Raw genomic sequence first — 17,703 nt, forward strand, 5'->3', positions numbered from 1 at the left:
TGACGAGCTGGATCTCGATCCCGCTGATCCCGCCGGGGGTCCCGGTGGTGCGTTCGACCAGGGCGTCGGCCATGAGCTGCCCGCGGGTCCGGGGGTCCCCGGAGGCCCGCTGGGTGTCGGCGTGCCGGGTGAGGCCGGCGTAGACGGCGACGCCGGCGGCGACGGGGAGCAGGGCGGTGAGGTAGCACATGGTGTCCGGGGCCGGGCGGAGGCTGACGTGCCGTTCGGCCGCGGCGTGGCTGGCCCGCTGGGTGACCGAACGCGGATCCCGCCGGTAGGCGGCGGTGCGGGCCGCGGCGATGATCGTCCGGTCCCCGGCGCCGTCGAAGGTCCCGGTGTCGGGGGCGAGTTCGGCGTCGACGGCGGCCCGGTCCTCCGCGGACAGGCACGCGGTTTCACGCACGAGCAGGGTGGCGCGCCATTCGCTGAGCCGGCCGGTCTCCAGCGCGGCGAGGGTGTGCGGCATTTCGGTGACGAGGGCCTTCGCCAGGCCCAGGAGCCGTCCACCGCGGGCCGGGGATTCCCGCCGGGCCAGGGCGATCTGCGCGCCGACCCCGGAGCCAAGCTCCGCCGCCGGCACCCCGAGGTTCCGCTGTTCGCGGCGCTGGATCAGGTCGAAGGCGACGGACAGCCGGGCCTGACGGGCAGAAAGGGCAGACTTTCGATCTTCCAGAGTCCGGATTTCAGCAATCAAACACGCACCATCCAGCCCAGACACGTCCCCGGACGGCGCTGTGCCTGCGTCTCCGGTTGCCGGCATCTTCCCGCATCCACAGGCGCAGTCGCACCCCCCCACAGGCAGAGCCCCCGCGGCTGACTGAGTACTGTCCATGGCTCAAGTGTCCCGGAGGGCTAAGACATTATTGAGGGCCAACAGAAGCCGGTCAACCGCTTCGGAGGCCATGGCGGTAGTCCCCGCCCCGGACGCAGATATCGGCACGCGGCTTAGGACCAGCGCCACTTCAAAACGCGTCCTGACAGTGGCAAAAGCGGCGCTCAGCTCCTCCAACCGCCGACAGGCTTCAATCTGCCCTGCGCTGCTCTCGGGCAAAGTAGCCTCCTCAAGCGCGCGCCCGCACATCTCTATCACGCTGCGGAGTTCGTCTTTCGGTCCCTGGTTCCCGTCCATAAATTAACGTTCCCACCGACCTGTGACAAAAAGGCGCGGCGACGACGAGCACCAGGAACTAGGCTGGTGCGGTGACCCGCCTCATTCTTGCCTCCCAGTCCCCCGCCCGCACCAAGCTGCTCACCGACGCCGGCATCCGGCACGAGATCCTCGTTTCGGATGTAGACGAGGACGCCGTCCAGGCCCGCTACGGCGTCACCGACCCGCACGACACCGCACTGCTGCTGGCCCGGGCCAAGGCCGAGGCCGTCGCCTCCCTGCCCGAAGCCGACGGCGCGCTGGTGATCGGCTGCGATTCGGTCTTCGAGTTCGACGGCGAGGCGCACGGCAAGCCGTACACGGCCGAGGTCGCCAGGGAGCGGATGCTCCGGATGAGCGGCAGCAAGGGCGTGCTGCACACCGGCCACTGGCTCGTCGACTGCCGGGACACCGAGGAGACCGACGAATCCGGGGCGGCCGGCTCCGGCGCAACCCTTGGTCACGTCACCTCGGCCGAGGTCCACTTCATGGAGATGAGCGTCGAGGAAATCGACGCCTACATCGCCACGGGCGAGCCGCTGCAGTGCGCCGGCTCGTTTACGATCGACGGCTACGGCGGGGCCTTCATCAGCAAGGTCGACGGCGACCCGCACGCCGTCGTCGGGCTGTCCATTTCCACCCTCCGCGGGCTGCTGGGCCAGGCGCAGGTGGGCATCACGGAACTCTGGACCACCGGCGCCGCGGATCCCGCGCTGCTCCGGGCCGAGTGAGCTAATTCGCAGCCCTTTGTAGTAAACCTACAAAGGTGGGGCGCTTTACCCGCGGAATCCGCAAGTAATATCGGCGGAACCCACAAAACCGCGCTAGGCTCCCTGAAGGAAAGAAGGAGACGCCTTGTCAGCAAATTCGGAGCAGTCCGCAAATACCGTGCAGCGATCAGCCAAAGAAGGCACCGCCGCAGTCACCCATCCGCTGAGCAAGGTGCTGATCGCCAACCGCGGCGAAATCGCCGTGCGCATCATCCGCGCCGCACGCGATGAGGGCATCGCCTCCGTGGCGGTCTACGCGGATCCGGACCGCGACGCCCTGCACGTCAAGCTCGCTGACGAGGCCTACGCCCTGGGCGGCAACACCGCCGCCGAGTCCTACCTCGTGATGGACAAGCTGATCGAGGTGGCCCACCGCTCCGGTGCCGACGCCATCCACCCCGGCTACGGCTTCCTGGCCGAGAACGCCGAGTTCGCCGCCAAGGTGATCGACGCCGGCATCACCTGGATCGGCCCCTCCCCCGCCGCGATCTCCGCCCTGGGCGACAAGGTCCAGGCGCGCCACATCGCCGAAAAGGTCGGCGCCCCCCAGGTTCCCGGCACCGCCGACCCGGTCGAGTCCGCCGAGGAAATCCTTGAGTTCGTGGACAAGTTCGGCCTGCCGGTCGCCATCAAGGCAGCATTCGGCGGCGGCGGTCGCGGCATCAAGGTGGCCCGCACGCGCGAGGAAATCCCGGAGTTGTTCGAATCCGCCGTCCGTGAAGCCGTCGCCGCCTTCGGCCGCGGCGAGTGCTTCATCGAGCGCTTCCTGGACGCGCCGCGCCACGTCGAGACACAGTGCCTCGCCGACGCCTACGGCAACGTCGTGGTGGTCTCCACCCGCGACTGCTCGCTGCAGCGCCGGAACCAGAAGCTCGTCGAAGAAGCACCGGCCCCGTTCCTCACCGAGGAACAGAACCGCCGGCTCTACGAATCCTCCAAGGCCATCCTCAAGGAGGCCGGCTACCTCGGCGCCGGCACCTGCGAGTTTCTCGTGGGCCAGGACGGCACCATCTCCTTCCTCGAGGTCAACACCCGCCTCCAGGTGGAGCACTGCGTCTCCGAGGAAGTCACCGGAATCGACCTCGTCCGCGAGCAGTTCCGGCTGGCCCGCGGCGAGGAACTCGGCTACGGGGACCCGGAAGTCCGCGGCCACTCGATCGAATTCCGCATCACCGGCGAGGACCCGGGCCGGAACTTCATGCCCGCCCCCGGCACCATCACGCTGCTCAAGAACCCGACCGGCCCCGGCGTCCGGATCGACTCCGGCGTGGAGCAGGGCGACGTCATCAGCGGCAACTTCGACTCGATGCTCTCCAAGCTGATCGTCACCGGCGCTACCCGCCCGCAGGCCCTGCAGCGCGCCCGCCGCGCCCTCGAGGAGATGGTGGTGGAGGGCATCCCCACCGTCATCCCGTTCGACCTCGCCGTGGTCACCAACCCCGATTTCGCCCCCGCCGAGGGCCCGTTCAAGGTCCACACCCGCTGGATCGAGACGGCTTTCGTCAACGACATTCCCGCCTGGACGCCGTCCGGCACCGAGGCCGAAACGCCCGACGCCGGCGAACGCCAGCGCGTCGTCGTCGAGGTCGGCGGCAAGCGCCTGGAGGTCGTCCTCCCGGCGTCGCTGGGCACCGGAGGCGGCTCAGCGGCCGTCAAGCCGGCCAAGGCCAAGAAGCGGTCCCGCAGCGGCGGCGCCGTGGCGGCCGCCAGCGGCAACGCCCTGACCTCACCGATGCAGGGCACCATCGTGAAGGTGGCCGTCCTCGAGGGTGACGTCGTTGCCGAGGGCGACCTGGTGGTAGTGCTGGAGGCGATGAAGATGGAGCAGCCGCTCACCGCGCACCGCGCCGGAATCGTGATCGGCCTGTCCGCCACGGCCGGCGAGACCGTCTCCGCCGGCGCCATCATCGCCCTGATCGAGGACGACGTCGCCGAGTAGCCGTTAGCCGGGCGGGACGCAGGCGCGCCTCTGGCGCCCCCGCGTCCCGCCCGTGCAGACTTGGTCTGTGAAACCTTTTCTGCTCCTGGCCTCCCGGGCCGAGGACGCCGCCGCCGAGGACGAATACGAAGCCTACCTGCGCTACGGCGGGCTCGAGCCCTCGCAGCTGCGGCGCATCCGACTGGAAGCCGCGCCGCTGCCCCGGCTGGACCTCTCCGAGTACTCCGGGGTGATTGTGGGCGGCAGTCCGTTCACGTCCAGCGACCCCGCCGAGGAAAAGAGTGACGTCCAGCACCGGGTGGAGCATGAGCTCGCGGCCCTGCTCGACCGGATCGTGCCGGAGGATTTCCCCTTCCTCGGCGCCTGCTACGGGGTCGGCACGCTGGGCCTGCACCAGGGCGCCGTCATCGACCGGACCTACGGCGAAGGGCTGGGCGGCGTGGCCATCAAGCTGACGGAGGAAGGGCTGGCGGACCCCCTGCTGAGGGGGCTGCCGGACAGCTTCACGGCCTTCACCGGCCACAAGGAAGCCTGCACCCAGCTCCCCTCCCACGCCGTGCTGCTGGCCAGCTCCGCCGCCTGCCCGGTGCACATGTTCCGGATCAAGACGAACCTGTACGCCACCCAGTTCCACCCCGAACTCGATGCGCAGGGCTTGGTCACCAGGATCGACATCTACCGCCATGCCGGCTACTTCCCGCCGGAATCTGCCGAAATGCTGATGGAGGACGCCCGGCAGTTCACGGCCACGGAACCGATGAAGATCCTGCGGAACTTCGTGGAACTCTACGCCCGCTAAGCCGGACCTGCCGCCGGCGTTCGGGCGACGCTCCTGCCCGGTTGCCGTCCCGGCTCCCACCACCCGACATGGAAATGCCCGGTGTGTTCAGTGAACACACCGGGCATTTCTGCCGGTAACCGGGCTGGAGCGTCAGCCCCAAGCCCGGGAACGGGCGTCAGGCGACGTTGTTGGTGTACTCCAGGTCGCGGGTTTCTTTGCTGACGAACAGTGCGATCAGCGTCAGCACCGCCATGGAGGCGAGGTAGACGCCGACCAGCGCGGGGCTGCCCTTGCCCATTTCCCAGAGCCAGACAGCGATGAACGGAGCCACGGCCGCACCGAGGATGCTGGAGAAGTTGTAGCTGATGGCGGAGCCGGTGTACCGGACGTTTGTCGGGAACAGCTCCGGCAGCAGCGCACCCATGGGCCCGAAGGTCAGCCCCATCAGGGAGAAGCCGAGGATCAGCAGGGCCATCGTGCCGACGAAACCGGCGCTGAACAGCGGGACAAAGAGCAGACCGAACGCGATGATGCCGAAGGTCACGGCGATCAGCATCTTGCGGCGGCCGTACTTCTCCGCCAGCGGGCCGGAGACCAGGGTGAAGATACCGAAGAACACGACGCCGGCAATCAGCATCCAGAGGAAGTCGTTGCGGGTGTAGCCCAGACCGGGGACGAACGCGGCGGCCGCGGCCTCGCTCATCGGCTTGCCCGCCTTCTCCGCTGCGGCCTTGGCGGCATCCAGGCTGGAGGCCCGGGTTCCGTAGGTGAGCGTGAACGTGGTCATCAGGTAGAACAGCACGTAGGTGGCGAGCATGATGAACGTGCCCAGGATCAGGTGACGCCAGCTGGTCTTGAAGACCCGGGCGAGAGGCAGTTTCGCCACCTCGTTGGACTCCAGGACCTTGGTGAAGGCGGGCGTTTCGATGAGCTTGAGCCGGACGTAGAGGCCGATGATCACCATGACAGCGCTGAGCAGGAACGGCACGCGCCAGCCCCACTCCATGAAGGCCGTCGGCGACAGCGTGTAGCTGAAGACCAGGAAGATCACGTTGGCGATGATGAAGCCGATCGGGGCTCCCAACTGCGGGAAGGTGCCGTAGATGGCACGCTTGTTAGCAGGGGCATTCTCGGTGGCCAGCAGCGCGGCACCGCTCCATTCGCCGCCGAGGGCAAGGCCCTGGAAGAAGCGCATGACGACCAGCAGGGCTGGTGCCCAGAATTCCCAGCCCGGCACGAGCGCCGTCGGGAGGCAGCCGATCAGGAAGGTGGCGATACCCATGGTCAGCAGCGACGCCACCAGGGTGCCCTTCCGGCCGAACTTGTCACCGAAGTGTCCAAAGACGATGGACCCGAGCGGGCGGGCGATGAACGCGACGCCAAACACTGCGAAGGAACTCAGCAGCTGGGTGGTCTCGTTCTGGTTCGGGAAGAACAAGGAGGGGAAAACGAGCACAGCGGCGGTGGCGTACACGTAGAAGTCGTAGAACTCAACGGTGGTGCCGATCAGGCTGGCGACGATGACGCGGCCGCGTGAATTTACCGGTTGGGCGGACCCATGCTCCGTGGAGGTGGAAGTGGATGACATGTAATAGCGCTTTCATTGGGTCCGGACTGAGATTGGTTGAGACCGTCCGGATGAGGATAAGTAGGATTACATATTAGATCCGGGTGTCCATTCAATGGACGAATGTTCCACTATTTGGACACCTGAAAGTGTCTCAAGTGTTGGTCATCACACTACGCCTCATTTCCGCCCTCCTCACCCCGTCACAAACGCGCCGATAGGCAAACGTCACAGCACGTTAACAAACGGCGACGGTTCCGGAAACGCGGATTACCTACCTTGGAGGGACAACATCCCCCAAGGAGGTCCCCGTGACTGCTGAACGCACCGCAGATGCCCCAACCGGCATTTCCCCCACAATTAATGCCGGCACCACCCTCGGCGGTCCCGCCCTTGAGTTCCGTCCCGGCCGCTGGATTGCCAACTGGGATGCCGAGAACAAGGAGCAGTGGGAGTCCCAGGGACGCAGCATTGCCCGCCGCAACCTGAACTGGTCCATCTTCGCCGAGTTCCTCGGCTTCGTCGTCTGGCAGCTCTGGTCGATCGTCGTGGTCCAGCTGCCCGCGGCCGGCTTCACCTTCACCACCTCGGAAATCTTCTGGCTGATCTCGATGCCCAGCCTGGTCGGTGCCACCCTCCGGATCCCCTACACCTTTATGGTCCCCCGCTTCGGCGGCCGCAACTGGACCATTGTCTCGGCCCTCCTGCTGCTGATCCCGTCGATCGGCCTGGCCATGTGCGTCTCCAACCCGGAGACCCCGTTCGGCACCATGCTGTTCGTGGCCGCCCTGGCAGGCTTCGGCGGCGGCAACTTCGCCAGCTCGATGGCCAACATCACCTTCTTCTACCCGGCCCGCGAGAAGGGCTGGGCGCTGGGCCTGAACGCCGCCGGCGGAAACCTCGGTGCCGCCGTCGCACAGCTTGCCGTCCCGATTGCCATCACCCTGCTGGCCATCGGCACCGTGAACCTGCCCATGGCCGGCTGGATGTGGGTCCCCTTCATCCTGATCGCCGCGTTCGGCGCCTGGAAGTACATGGACAACCTCACCAGCGCCAAGGGCGACGTCGCAGGCTCGCTCGCCGCGCTCAAGGAACCGCACCTTTGGATCATGGCGCTGCTGTACATCGGCACCTTCGGCTCCTTCATCGGCTTCGCCGGTGTGTTCCCCAAGCTCATCAAGGACTACTTCCCGGCGTTCTCCTCCATCGGCGTCGGCACCGTGGCCCTGTCCCTCGCCTTCCTGGGCCCGCTGGTCGGTTCGCTGGCCCGCCCCTACGGCGGACGCATGGCGGACCGCATGGGCGGCGCCCGGATGACCGTCACTGCCTTCGCCGCGATGGCCATCATCACCCTGACCATGATCTGGACCCTGCCGCTGAAGAACTTCTGGCTCTTCCTGGGCCTGTTCCTGCTGCTCTTCACCGCAAGCGGCTTCGGAAACGGTGCAACCTATCGGATGATCCCGATCATCTTCGCCACCTCCAGCCGGGCAGCCAAGGCCGGCGCCAGCACGGTCACCACGCAGCGGCTCGCCTCCTCGGCCCTCGGCCTGATCTCGGCCATCGGCGCCTATGGCGGATTCGTCATCCCGCAGGTCCTCAACGCCTCAAACAGCGCCAGCGGCTCCTACACCCCGGCGTTCTACGGCTTCGTCGGGGCCTATGTCCTGATGCTGGTCGTCTGCTGGTTCTGCTACATCCGCAACGCCAACCGAAACGCGATGGGACACGTCTAATATGACCACCGGCGCCGACACGCACTGCCCCTACTGCGCTCTGCAGTGCGCCATGACGCTCACCACCCCAGCGGCTCTGACCCCGGCTTCCCAGCCGGGGTCAGTCCCCGTGCCGGAGCAGCCCGCCGCGGCCCTCCTGGACGTGGCCGGACGGGATTTCCCCACCAACCGCGGCGGGCTGTGCCGCAAGGGCTGGACCTCTGCGTCGCTGCTGAACCACCCCGGCCGTGTCACCGAACCGCTGCTCAAGGGCGCCGACGGCGTCCACCGCCCGATCGGCTGGGACGAGGCGCTGGAGCGCATCACCGCGGCCGTGAAGTCCACCCGTGCCCGCCACGGGGCGGACGCCGTCGGAGTCTTCGGCGGCGGCGGGCTCACCAACGAGAAGGCCTACCAGCTGGGCAAGTTCGCCCGGCTGGCCCTGGGCACCTCGCGGATCGACTACAACGGCCGGTTCTGCATGTCCTCCGCCGCCGCGGCCGGGATGCGCGCCTTCGGCCTGGACCGCGGCCTGCCCTTCCCGCTGGCGGACCTCGATTCCGCCAGCACCATCCTGATGCTCGGCTCCAACGTCGCCGAGACCATGCCGCCGTTTGTGCAGCACCTGCAGGGCGCCCGCGACGCCGGCGGCCTGATCGTGGTGGACCCCCGCCGCTCCGCCACCGCGGCATTCACCTCCGACGGCGGAGGCCTGCACCTGCAGCCGCTGCCCGGCACCGACCTCGCCCTACTGCTGGGCCTCGCCCACGTCGTGATCCACGAGGGCCTGGCCGACGCCGGCTACATCGCGGCCCGCACCGCCGGGTACGACGCCGTCGTCCGCAGCGTCGCCTCCTACTGGCCCGAGCGCGTGCAGTCGCTCACGGGCGTCCCGGCCGGGATGATCCGCGACACCGCCCGCCGGCTTGCCGACGGCTCCCGCCGGGGCGGCAGCTACATCCTCACCGGCCGCGGCGTGGAACAGCACGTCGACGGCACGGACACCGCCACCGCCGCCATCAACCTCTCCCTGCTGCTGGGCCTGCCCGGCTCCGCGCGCAGCGGCTACGGCACCCTCACCGGCCAGGGCAACGGCCAGGGCGGCCGCGAACACGGCCAGAAGGCGGACCAGCTCCCCGGCTACCGCAAGATCACCGACCCAGCCGCCCGCGCACACATGGCTGCGGTCTGGGGCGTGCCGGAATCGCTCATTCCCGGCCCCGGCCTGCCCGCCGTGCAGCTCCTGAAGTCCCTGGGACAGCCCGACGGCGTCCGGTGCCTCTTCGTGCACGGCGCCAACGTGGCGGTTTCCGCGCCGGACGCCAACGCCGTGATCGCCGGCCTGCGGAGCCTGGACTTCCTGGTGGTCTGCGATTTCTTCCTCTCCGAGACCGCCGCGGAGGCGGACCTGATCCTCCCGGTCACCCAGTGGGCCGAGGAGGAAGGCACCCTGACCAACCTTGAGGGCCGGGTGCTGCGCCGCCGCCGGGCCCTCGCTCCCCCGCCCGGGGTGCGCAGCGAGCTGTGGATCATGGCCAGGCTGGCCGAGGCCCTGGACGCCCCCTCGATGTTCAGCGAGGACCCGGAGACCGTCTTTGAGGAACTCCGGCTCGCGTCCTCCGGCGGTCTGGCCGACTACTCCGGGATCGACTACGCCATGCTGGACCGCGGCGAGGCCGCCTACTGGCCCTACCCCGCCGGCAGCACGGGGACCCCGCGGCTGTTCCTTGACTCCTTTGCCCACGCGGACGGGCGGGCCGTGTTCACTCCGGTGACGCCCCGCCGTCGTGCTGCTTCTTCGTCTTTCGCCGTTGCCGACGCCGGGGACCGGGCCGGCAAGCCGATGACCCTGATCACCGGGCGGCTGATGGAGCATTACCAGTCCGGTGCGCAGACCCGGCGGGTGGCCGCGCTGGCCGCGGCCCAGCCGGAAGCGCGGCTGCAAATCCATCCGGCGGCCGCGGCCGCGCAGGGCATCGCCGAGGGCGACGTCGTTTCGATTTCCAACGGGCGCGGCGAGGTGTCCTGCCGCGCCGAGCTGAGCACGGACATCCGGCCCGAAACGGTGTTCCTCCCGTTCCACTTCCCGGAGCTGGAGAGCGCTAACCGCCTCACGGAGGCGGCCACGGATCCGATCTCCGGGATGCCGGAGTTCAAGTTCAGCAAGGTCTGGGTCAAGCCCGGCGCTGCCAATCTCCGCGCCAATGAACTGCAGAAGGAAGGTGCGTCATGACTGAGCGCATTGTTGTTGTGGGCTTCGGGCCGGTGGCCGCGCGGCTGGTCGACGAACTGCTGCCGGCGGTCCGCAGCGGACTCGCGCACCTGACGGTGGTCGGCGAGGAGGCCGAGGCTGCGTACAACCGAGTGCTCGTGGCGGATCTCGGGGTCGGCCGGACCACGGCGTCGGCCCTGGCGCTCTCCGACGCCGCCGCGCTGATTGCCGACAGCGTCGACGTCCGGCTGGGCGTCCGCGTCCGCCGCGTGGACCGCGCCCGGCAGCAGCTGGTCCTCAGCGACGGCACCTCCCCCGGCTACGACCGGCTGGTCTTCGCCACCGGCTCCCGCCCGGTGATCCCCAACCTCACCGGGCTCAACCCGGACCCGGCCGCGCCGGTTCTGCCAGCCGGCGTCACCGCGCTCCGGGACCTGCGCGATGCTTCGGTACTGCAGGCGGCGGTAGCCGGCGGCAAGCGCGTGGTGGTGCTGGGCGGCGGCGTGCTGGGCCTCGAGACGGCCCTCGCCGCAGCCGAGGAAGGCGCCACCGTGACCGTGGTGCACAACGGCCCGCATCCGCTGGGCCGCAACATCGACCGCGGCGGCGGCGCAGTGCTCGCGGCTTCGCTGCGGAACTGCGGCGTGCGCGTGGCGGGCAACGCCCGGTCCACCGGCGTCGAACACAATGCGCCCGACGGCGGCTTCTCCGCGCTGCTGCTCAATGACGGGTCCGCGATCGACGGCGACCTGCTGGTGCTCTCCTGCGGCGTGCGGCCGCGGACCGAGCTCGCCGAGGGCTGCGGGCTCTCCACCGCCGCCGGGATCCTGGTGGACCACAAGCTCCGGGCACACCACGAGCCGCACATTTTCGCGATCGGCGACTGCGCCGAGGTCCGCTGCCCCGAGCCGGACTGTGCTGAATGCCGGACCGCGCGCGGTCCGTCCGGGCTGGTCGGCCCGGGCTGGCGGCAGGCCGAATGGCTCGCCGAGTACCTGACGCTGCTGGCTTCCGAGTCGCCTGACGCTGAGTTGCTGCCGGCGCTCCCGGCGGAACTTCCGGGCGTGGTTGTGCTCAAGGCTCGCGGCATGAACATGGCCGTGGCCGGGGATGTTTCCGCCGACCCGTGGGACGAGGAAGCTTTGACTGCCGGTGCCGTGAACGGCCGCGCCAGGCTGCAGATCGCCCAGTGGGCCGATCCCGAGCACGGCCGCTACGTGAAGATGACCACCCGCGCCGGAGTGCTCGAAGGCCTGGTGGCCGTGGGCATGCCCCGCACCGGGGCAGAGCTGGTGCAGCTCTTCGAGCGCGGCGCCGAACTCCCGGCGGACCGGTCCCTGCTGCTGCGCCTCGACGGGCCGGACCAGGCGGCCGCTGCCGGCGCGGCCGACCCGGAGCGCACCGTGTGCCGGTGCGCGGGAGTCAGCGGGACCAAGATCGCTGCCGCGGTGACCGACGGCTGCGGGACGGTGGCCGAGGTCTCCGGCGCCACCCGCGCCGGGACAGGATGCGGCGGCTGCCACGACGACATCAAGGGACTTATCGAAAAGCACTTTCAGGGGGCCGTAGCCTAGCGCTGGACAGCGCTGAACACGGGCAGGCCACCGGCGCGGGCGCGCTACCCTTGGCGGAACTCGGCCGGCGGGGTCTTACTGCCCTGCGTTGTCGAACTTCTCCTGCCACAGGGCATGTTCGCGGCCGGCATCCAGCCGCCGGCTCGCAGTCCATTTGGGCAGGTAGTCGGGCGCGGGTAGCTCGCGGACGGGCACGGGCTTCCTGGGCTTGGGCTCAGGCCGGGTCTGGACGGGCCTGGCCACGGGCCGGGTTTGGACAGGCCTTCGGGGGTAGCTCGGCCTCGGCACCGTGACGGCCGCTATCCACCACCGGATGCAGGCCACAAGCGCCCAAAGGACGAGCCCGGCCAGGACGACTTGCCAGAGAGCGATCACTACCCCAACGGCGAGCAGGACGACGATCCACATGGCGACACCATCGCATACGCGTCACGCCCGGAGATAGGGTCTTTTTACCCTATCCCCGCTGAACCAGTGACTTCCGGGGACTATCCGAAACCAGCCGAACGCCAAGCCAGAAGAGTCATTATGATCTTGATGCTCTTCACGTCGCCCTCTTCTCCCGTACCTCGTAGCACTTCAGGGCCATGCGCAGGCCGTGCCTCGCATTCTCGTCCAGCCTGCTTGGGTTTTCCTTGGGTGCAGGGCCCCGCCGGTACGGCACCAGGAACGCCTATGGGGCGGGAAGTCCCGAACTCTTTGACGCACAGTCCATGGTTTCCGGGCAGAACGTTGGACGCACGTCATAACGCCTTTAGTGCCACTTAGAACGGCACACAACAAAGGGGCCCCCAAAGGGGGCCCCTTCTCTTTGGTGCCTTCTAGCTCAGGTTCTGAACCGCGTATTCGGCTTCCTCCGGCGTGAACTTCTCGCCATGCTCCGATGTCAGCTGCTTGCGGATGGCCTCCGGAGACATGGACATAGTCTCCTGGTAGCTCTTGGCCTTCGCCAGGGCATTTGCCTTGTAGTCTGCCACTAGGTTATCAACCGCATATTGCGCTGCTTCAGGCGAGAACTTTTCGCCGTATTCCGATGTGAGCTGCTGGTAAATGCCGATCTTGCTCATGTGCATAGTCTTGGAGTAGGACTCCGCCTTCTTCAGCGCGGACTTGTACTCGGTAGGGACTGCAGGGGCTGCCGCTGCTGCGGGGGCTGCGGGGGCCTCGGAGGCTGCCGTTGCTGCGGGGGCCGCAGCAGCAGGCGCCGCTGCCGGCGTCTCCGAGGAAGGAGCGACAGTAGCTGAAGAATCGCCCTTGCCAGCGTTTGAAATACCCGAAATGATCATTAGCGCGACAATAATCAGAGGTAAAAGGAAGCGCTTCTTCTTGAACCAAGGCCGCGACGCCTTGCGATATGCCTTGTCCGCTGCTGCCTGGGCTTTGCCGTCACGCGCAGCGTCCGGCAAAGTTGTGTTCTCTGTCATTGCAGATCCTGTCTAACTGGTTTGGCTGGTTTCTCTGGGTGGCTTCTCCGCCGTGCGGTGTCACTGAGATGTAGCCCTGTGTCAGACCAGATGACAGGTTCGTCCCCCCAAAAGGAACTATAGCCACATACACCCACAAGCTGAGCATTCGCTGGGACTCGGCAGTTCGTGACGTTCACCGGCAGAACGAGTCCGCCGCCGATAGACGTGCACGTGCAACCAGGAATTAACCCCGAGGCCCACTCCCTTGGAGCTACGCGGCCGGTAAAACCAACCACCCACAACTTCGGTAGCCCGGACTTTGCTGACGCACATCACACGGTCGCCTTTGGACGACTAATCAGCCTTTACTCTGACTCCTTCGTGGCGGTAGCCGTGGCGCGCTTCCCAGTTCACTCACCGTTTCCGTCCAAATCTCCGGAACAGCGTCCCAATCCATTATCTTCGGCGCTTCTCCATCGCCGTTGGCTGCGGCTTCAGCCCTCATCACCAGCCACATGTAGAAAAGTCCTATGCCTCGGGGCAGCCCACGTTGCAGAAGTTGGAGACGGCGCTGACTGCTCAGCTTCACAGTTCTCATGGAGTCCGGCCGCTTAACCCACCTGTCGGAAAAGTCGAGAACATGCGGTTCCCAGCTCTTCACTGCTTCCTGCAATTGGGACATGTCTACAATTCCGACGTCATGCATCTGTCGGACGCGTTGGCTCACGCTATTGGAGTCCGGCATATTCTTATGCAGCTTTATGTCTATTGCTCCGGTTACAGCCCGGTCCAGGAAGTTGCAGAACGAGGTTGGCACCTTGAAAACGGCGGCGAGGGTGGCCTGATCCAGGGCCATGGCGGGCTCGGGTGACTGTGCCTCCTTATCGGCAGCCATCTGGTATTCAAGCAACTCGTCACGTAACGCCATGAACTCGTAGTCCACGAGCTCCAGCACGCCCGCCAACATCGAGAACCTACGACTGATCGGCTCTGGTGTTGTCTCCTGTTTGTAACCGAGATCGTGCTCTATCTCAGCCCAGGCGTGCTGCACCACGGTCCGGATCTGCAATTCAAACCGTTTGGTTTTATAGTCTGCGTACTCCGCAAGACAAGCGCGCTGGGGTCCTAGTCTCGCAACCCGGTGAACCGACCTGTAACCGAATTCCTGGGGGGAAAGCAGCTTGCCCTTGTCTACTGACTTTTCGGGGTCGACGTCAAATTCCTTCTCGATGATTTCGACCACCTTGTCTACGTCATCCGAGAAGTAGCAGGTCACTCTAAGACCTAGCAGGTCGTGGAGCGACGGAAAGCTGTCATACGCTCCCTCTGGGTCTGCAAGCTTCAGAGAGGCGCTCTCTTCAGACTTGACTCTGTGGTCGACAGAGTAGAAGGCAACGTTGCCCGCACGTAGTAGTCGCTTTATTAGCTCCTCAGCAGAGGCGCCAAAATTGTCCAGCCCGGCTACCGCCTGTCGGTATGCCGAGCCGCTACTCCCCCTGATAATCAATGTCGTGGCCCTTTCGTTGAATTCTTGGCCTTGTCCCATCAAGGTGCCATCTTTGCAGGTGTGCGCTCGACACGGGCAAGGACCGCGCCGAAGGCGTAACGGTGTCAGCAATATCAGCCTGCGGGATTATCCACACGTCGTTGACGTGCAAGAACCGATCACACGACTGGTAGCCCGGACATGTGGGCAATCAACCCATCCCCCCGCCGCGAAGCGGGCCTTTTTGCCCTTGGCCAGCCCGCCCTGCGGGCGTGTACTGAAACTAGGTTCCGTTCATCCGCAGGAGGCACTCCATGGACGTCCCCATCATCCTGGCCCTCGGCGCGATCGTTGTGGTCGTCGTCGTGCTCGGCATTGTCTTCGCACGAGAAAAGGATCCGCAGCGGCGGGCCGCGGCACTTCAACGCACCGGGGCGGCGGTCATGGCGGTGTTTACGGTCGTCGCGGGCGTCTTCATCGGCGGCTACGCGATGCAGGATCCGGGCGGCAATACCGGGCTGCTGATCACGCTCGCATGGGTGCTGCCGATGCTTATCCTCGCGGTCTCGGCCTGGTTCTGGCCGGCCCCGACCGCTCCCTTGTTGCTCGCGCTCGCGTCCGCCTTCATCGCGGCGTGTGTGTGGCTCGCCTTCGACCCCGCCGCCCTGCGTGAATTCATTAGCGAGAACGGACCGGTGATCGCCGTCAGCATCGTCGCCCTGTCGTTCCCGGCCGCCGTGCTCGGCCTGAAACGGACCGCGCTGGCCGGCTGGCTGCTCGTAGCCCTGGGCGTGCTGCCGCTGCTGATCACGATTATCGGAAGGTCGGGCCAGGTCGCCTCGCTCACGGCGGCGAGCGTGGTTCCGCTGATCTGCGGGATCGTATATGTCGCGTCCGACCGGATGGCGAGCGGCAGTCAGGCGTCGGGCAATCCGCGGGCCGCCGCGGCCTGACAGCGGCCGCACACGTCCTCGTAACAGGAATCGGGCGGGGACCGGATGGCGGGTAGCATCGGGGCCATGAGCGCCGACGACGACGACATCACCGAAGAACTCCTGACCGACGCCGACAAGCTGACCGGGCTGAGCCTCGAGCTGCTCGGTCTCGACCCGCATCCGGATGACATGTCGCCGGAGCAACGGCTCCTGTTCGACCCGGCGGACCTGGAAGAAATGGCCGCCGTCCCGGCGGAGGACCGTCAGAGCGCCGTGCGCCAGACCCGCCTGCTGGCCGGCCTGCTGTGGAACTCCTCGAGCATCCTCATCGACCAGCTCTTCCGCGACCTGGGCACCCTCAGCGCGTTGGAGTCCGCCACCCCGTCCGACATCGCCGGAACGTCGGTGCTGTCCTCGCTGCCGCCGCAGTTCGCCGCCAGCTACGACACGAACTTCACCCGGAGATTCATCGTGGTCGCCGCCGACGTCACCGCGGCCCTGGTCCGCGGCTGGGCGGCTCCCGGATGCCTCGCCGCCGAACTCGCCGTCCGGTGCCTGCTCGATCAGGCGGAAATCACCGAGGACATCTACGAACTGGACCTCCCGCAGGACTGGCGGGCGCAGGTGGAGGAAGTCCTGCTGGAGGACGCGGACAGCGAGGCGCTGTTCTCGGACAGCCTCGACGTCCTCGAGGACGACGCCGAGCGGCTGGGCTTCGAGCACTGGTTCAAGCCCTACAACGCCTGGGACACAGTCCCGCCCTACGCCTGCTCCTGAGCCCTGGGCCTGACCGAAAGCCCTGCCCGCTGCTAACGCGGCGCTGAAGCCAGTCCGGCCAGGAAGTCCTCGGTGAACCGCTGCACGCCGTCCCATTCGGTGTAGACGTAATCGCGGGTCGTATCCAGGTCCGTGGACCCCTTGTCCTTGGTGATTCTCTTCATGATGTGCCTTTTGATGAAGCCGTAGTGGGTGTAGAGCAGGGCGCCGGCGAACAACCCGACATGCGCGGGCCGCCACCCCGTCTCCTCCTCGAACTTCTCCACATAGCCCTCCGCGCTCTGCTCGTCTCCGTGGGCGGCAAGGCTGACCGAAACCAGGGCTGACGGCAGGCGATCGAGCTCTCCGCGGTTCTTCTTCACAAAGTCGGTCACGAACCCCTCGTGCTTCCCCCTGTGCACCGACGCCGCCACGATGACGGCGTCGTAGCCGCCCGGAAGGGTGTCCCCGGCGTGTTTAAGGTCCGCCGCCTCCGCCCGGTGCCCGTGGGCCCGGATCAGCTCTGCGATGTACTCGGCGATCTGGGCTGTCTGCCCTTGAACGCTGCCGTAGGGGACATAGATGTTGGCCATGCTCCACTGTGCCCTCGCACCGCGGTGAAGAAGTAGGGCCGAATGTCACCGCCGTCTCGAATGCGCACCGCACCCCTCCCGATGTGGTTCAGTGCCCTGCGGCGCGGGAGGTGGCGGGGTCGAAAGGTTCGAACACTGACGAGCCGATCATAAAGACGCCGCGCTGCGGGATCCAGAAGTCCCCGAGCCTGTCCTGGACGGGCAGTGCCGACGCCCGTCCCAGGTTGTGCCCCTGCAGGTGTGCTGTGCTCTCGCGGACAAACCACAGCTGCCGCGGGCGCGCACCAAAGGTCTGGCCGTTGGGCACCCTGCCCGTCAGCCCGATGTGCCCGGCCCCCAGCACCGGGCCGGCGACAGCCCCCATGGCGCGCAGGAACGTCCGGTTGCGCCACAGCCGCTCCGGGACCGACCCGGCCACCGCCGACATGAGCCGGGTGATCGGGGTTGCGGCCAGGGTCACGTCCCAGTTCAGGTCCACCCCGTCGCCGACCTCCACGCTGAAGGAGTAGTCGTCACGCCACCGGATGGAGATCCCGCCCGTCGACGCCGATCCGAGGGCGCTGCCGAAGTAGCGGGGACAGGAGAATCCGGGCGCGGCGGTGCTGTACATCGTCCAGACGCCGGCAGGATCGCGGATCCAGACCGAGTTGTAGCCCGGGCCGACGGAGGAGGCGGGAAAATGCCGCAGGGCCAGGATGTAGCCGGAGCTGAACGGAACGCCCATCACGCCGTAGCCGGCAAAGCGTTCTTCCGGGCCGGAGGGCAGCTCGGGGTTGTGTTCCACCGACTCAACCAGGGTGCGGGGACTCTGCATGGCTCCGG

Annotated in this window: 16 protein-coding genes; 8 read left to right on the forward strand and 8 right to left on the reverse strand. The window is 67.1% G+C overall.

Features of this window, described 5'->3' with window-relative positions:
* Both ACZYZ5_RS11235 and ACZYZ5_RS11240 read right to left on the reverse strand, forming a co-directional pair.
* The coding region (locus ACZYZ5_RS11235) for a DUF222 domain-containing protein (protein ID WP_463901807.1) at positions 1 to 760 on the reverse strand (760 nt) is incomplete at its 3' end.
* 75 nt (positions 761 to 835) lie between these two features.
* Complete coding sequence (locus tag ACZYZ5_RS11240) at positions 836 to 1,129, reverse strand: hypothetical protein (RefSeq protein WP_463901808.1); 294 nt, start codon at positions 1,127 to 1,129, stop codon at positions 836 to 838.
* A 71-nt stretch (positions 1,130 to 1,200) separates the two neighbouring features.
* On the opposite strand from ACZYZ5_RS11240, the gene ACZYZ5_RS11245 reads away from it, so the two are divergent.
* From ACZYZ5_RS11245 to ACZYZ5_RS11255, 3 genes are all read left to right on the forward strand, one after another.
* On the forward strand, positions 1,201 to 1,878 hold the full coding sequence (locus tag ACZYZ5_RS11245) for a Maf family protein (RefSeq protein ID WP_463901809.1): 678 nt from the start codon (positions 1,201 to 1,203) through the stop codon (positions 1,876 to 1,878).
* Between the two features lie 157 nt (positions 1,879 to 2,035).
* Complete coding sequence (locus ACZYZ5_RS11250; protein WP_463901905.1) at positions 2,036 to 3,856, forward strand: acetyl/propionyl/methylcrotonyl-CoA carboxylase subunit alpha; 1,821 nt, start codon at positions 2,036 to 2,038, stop codon at positions 3,854 to 3,856.
* A gap of 67 nt (positions 3,857 to 3,923) precedes the next feature.
* Positions 3,924 to 4,655, forward strand: coding sequence for a glutamine amidotransferase (locus tag ACZYZ5_RS11255; protein WP_463901810.1), 732 nt, complete (start codon positions 3,924 to 3,926; stop codon positions 4,653 to 4,655).
* Positions 4,656 to 4,812: 157 nt separating this feature from the next.
* On the opposite strand, the gene ACZYZ5_RS11260 is transcribed toward ACZYZ5_RS11255, so the two are convergent.
* Positions 4,813 to 6,225, reverse strand: coding sequence for an MFS transporter (locus tag ACZYZ5_RS11260; protein ID WP_463901811.1), 1,413 nt, complete (start codon positions 6,223 to 6,225; stop codon positions 4,813 to 4,815).
* A 290-nt stretch (positions 6,226 to 6,515) separates the two neighbouring features.
* Between ACZYZ5_RS11260 and ACZYZ5_RS11265 the strand changes: the two genes are divergently transcribed.
* Genes ACZYZ5_RS11265 through ACZYZ5_RS11275 form a run of 3 tightly spaced genes read left to right on the forward strand, consistent with a single transcriptional unit; the run spans position 6,516 to position 11,705 of the window.
* Positions 6,516 to 7,940, forward strand: coding sequence for an MFS transporter (locus ACZYZ5_RS11265; RefSeq protein ID WP_463901812.1), 1,425 nt, complete (start codon positions 6,516 to 6,518; stop codon positions 7,938 to 7,940).
* Between the two features lies 1 nt (position 7,941).
* On the forward strand, positions 7,942 to 10,152 hold the full coding sequence (locus ACZYZ5_RS11270; RefSeq protein WP_463901813.1) for a molybdopterin oxidoreductase family protein: 2,211 nt from the start codon (positions 7,942 to 7,944) through the stop codon (positions 10,150 to 10,152).
* A complete protein-coding gene (locus tag ACZYZ5_RS11275) occupies positions 10,149 to 11,705 on the forward strand; it encodes an FAD-dependent oxidoreductase (RefSeq protein WP_463901814.1) in 1,557 nt (518 codons plus the stop codon). Before ACZYZ5_RS11270 ends, ACZYZ5_RS11275 begins: the two co-directional genes overlap by 4 nt.
* Before the next feature lie 75 nt (positions 11,706 to 11,780).
* On the opposite strand, the gene ACZYZ5_RS11280 is transcribed toward ACZYZ5_RS11275, so the two are convergent.
* From ACZYZ5_RS11280 to ACZYZ5_RS11290, 3 genes are all read right to left on the reverse strand, one after another.
* Entirely contained in the window at positions 11,781 to 12,113 is a 333-nt protein-coding gene (locus ACZYZ5_RS11280) for a hypothetical protein (RefSeq protein WP_463901815.1), read from the reverse strand.
* Between the two features lie 413 nt (positions 12,114 to 12,526).
* Positions 12,527 to 13,129, reverse strand: a complete 603-nt coding sequence (locus tag ACZYZ5_RS11285; RefSeq protein WP_463901816.1) for an Ltp family lipoprotein — start codon at positions 13,127 to 13,129, stop codon at positions 12,527 to 12,529.
* Positions 13,130 to 13,469: 340 nt separating this feature from the next.
* Positions 13,470 to 14,657, reverse strand: a complete 1,188-nt coding sequence (locus ACZYZ5_RS11290) for a GTP pyrophosphokinase (RefSeq protein ID WP_463901906.1) — start codon at positions 14,655 to 14,657, stop codon at positions 13,470 to 13,472.
* Between the two features lie 254 nt (positions 14,658 to 14,911).
* Here ACZYZ5_RS11290 and ACZYZ5_RS11295 point away from each other — a divergent pair, with 254 nt between their 5' ends.
* Complete coding sequence (locus ACZYZ5_RS11295; protein WP_463901817.1) at positions 14,912 to 15,550, forward strand: hypothetical protein; 639 nt, start codon at positions 14,912 to 14,914, stop codon at positions 15,548 to 15,550.
* 66 nt (positions 15,551 to 15,616) lie between these two features.
* The gene (locus ACZYZ5_RS11300) at positions 15,617 to 16,309 is read left to right on the forward strand and encodes a hypothetical protein (RefSeq protein ID WP_463901818.1); all 693 of its coding nucleotides are present in this window, start codon (positions 15,617 to 15,619) and stop codon (positions 16,307 to 16,309) included.
* 32 nt (positions 16,310 to 16,341) lie between these two features.
* On the opposite strand, the gene ACZYZ5_RS11305 is transcribed toward ACZYZ5_RS11300, so the two are convergent.
* Positions 16,342 to 16,881 (reverse strand): flavodoxin domain-containing protein, encoded by a 540-nt coding sequence (locus ACZYZ5_RS11305; protein ID WP_463901819.1) that lies wholly within the window; start codon positions 16,879 to 16,881, stop codon positions 16,342 to 16,344.
* A gap of 88 nt (positions 16,882 to 16,969) precedes the next feature.
* Entirely contained in the window at positions 16,970 to 17,695 is a 726-nt protein-coding gene (locus ACZYZ5_RS11310) for a hypothetical protein (RefSeq protein ID WP_463901820.1), read from the reverse strand.
* Between the last annotated feature and the right edge of the window lie 8 nt (positions 17,696 to 17,703).

The sequence above is a fragment of the Pseudarthrobacter ribosi genome (assembly GCF_055412865.1).

Excerpts from the sequence above, each read along its gene's own strand:
- ACZYZ5_RS11300 (WP_463901818.1), top strand. The coding sequence starts at position 15,617 with ATGAGCGCCGACGACGACGACATCACCGAAGAACTCCTGACCGACGCC.
- ACZYZ5_RS11260 (WP_463901811.1), bottom strand. The coding sequence starts at position 6,225 with ATGTCATCCACTTCCACCTCCACGGAGCATGGGTCCGCCCAACCGGTA.
- ACZYZ5_RS11240 (WP_463901808.1), bottom strand. The coding sequence starts at position 1,129 with ATGGACGGGAACCAGGGACCGAAAGACGAACTCCGCAGCGTGATAGAG.
- ACZYZ5_RS11310 (WP_463901820.1), bottom strand. The coding sequence starts at position 17,695 with ATGCAGAGTCCCCGCACCCTGGTTGAGTCGGTGGAACACAACCCCGAG.
- ACZYZ5_RS11275 (WP_463901814.1), top strand. The coding sequence starts at position 10,149 with ATGACTGAGCGCATTGTTGTTGTGGGCTTCGGGCCGGTGGCCGCGCGG.
- ACZYZ5_RS11285 (WP_463901816.1), bottom strand. The coding sequence starts at position 13,129 with ATGACAGAGAACACAACTTTGCCGGACGCTGCGCGTGACGGCAAAGCC.
- ACZYZ5_RS11270 (WP_463901813.1), top strand. The coding sequence starts at position 7,942 with ATGACCACCGGCGCCGACACGCACTGCCCCTACTGCGCTCTGCAGTGC.
- ACZYZ5_RS11280 (WP_463901815.1), bottom strand. The coding sequence starts at position 12,113 with ATGTGGATCGTCGTCCTGCTCGCCGTTGGGGTAGTGATCGCTCTCTGG.
- ACZYZ5_RS11305 (WP_463901819.1), bottom strand. The coding sequence starts at position 16,881 with ATGGCCAACATCTATGTCCCCTACGGCAGCGTTCAAGGGCAGACAGCC.
- ACZYZ5_RS11290 (WP_463901906.1), bottom strand. The coding sequence starts at position 14,657 with ATGGGACAAGGCCAAGAATTCAACGAAAGGGCCACGACATTGATTATC.
- ACZYZ5_RS11295 (WP_463901817.1), top strand. The coding sequence starts at position 14,912 with ATGGACGTCCCCATCATCCTGGCCCTCGGCGCGATCGTTGTGGTCGTC.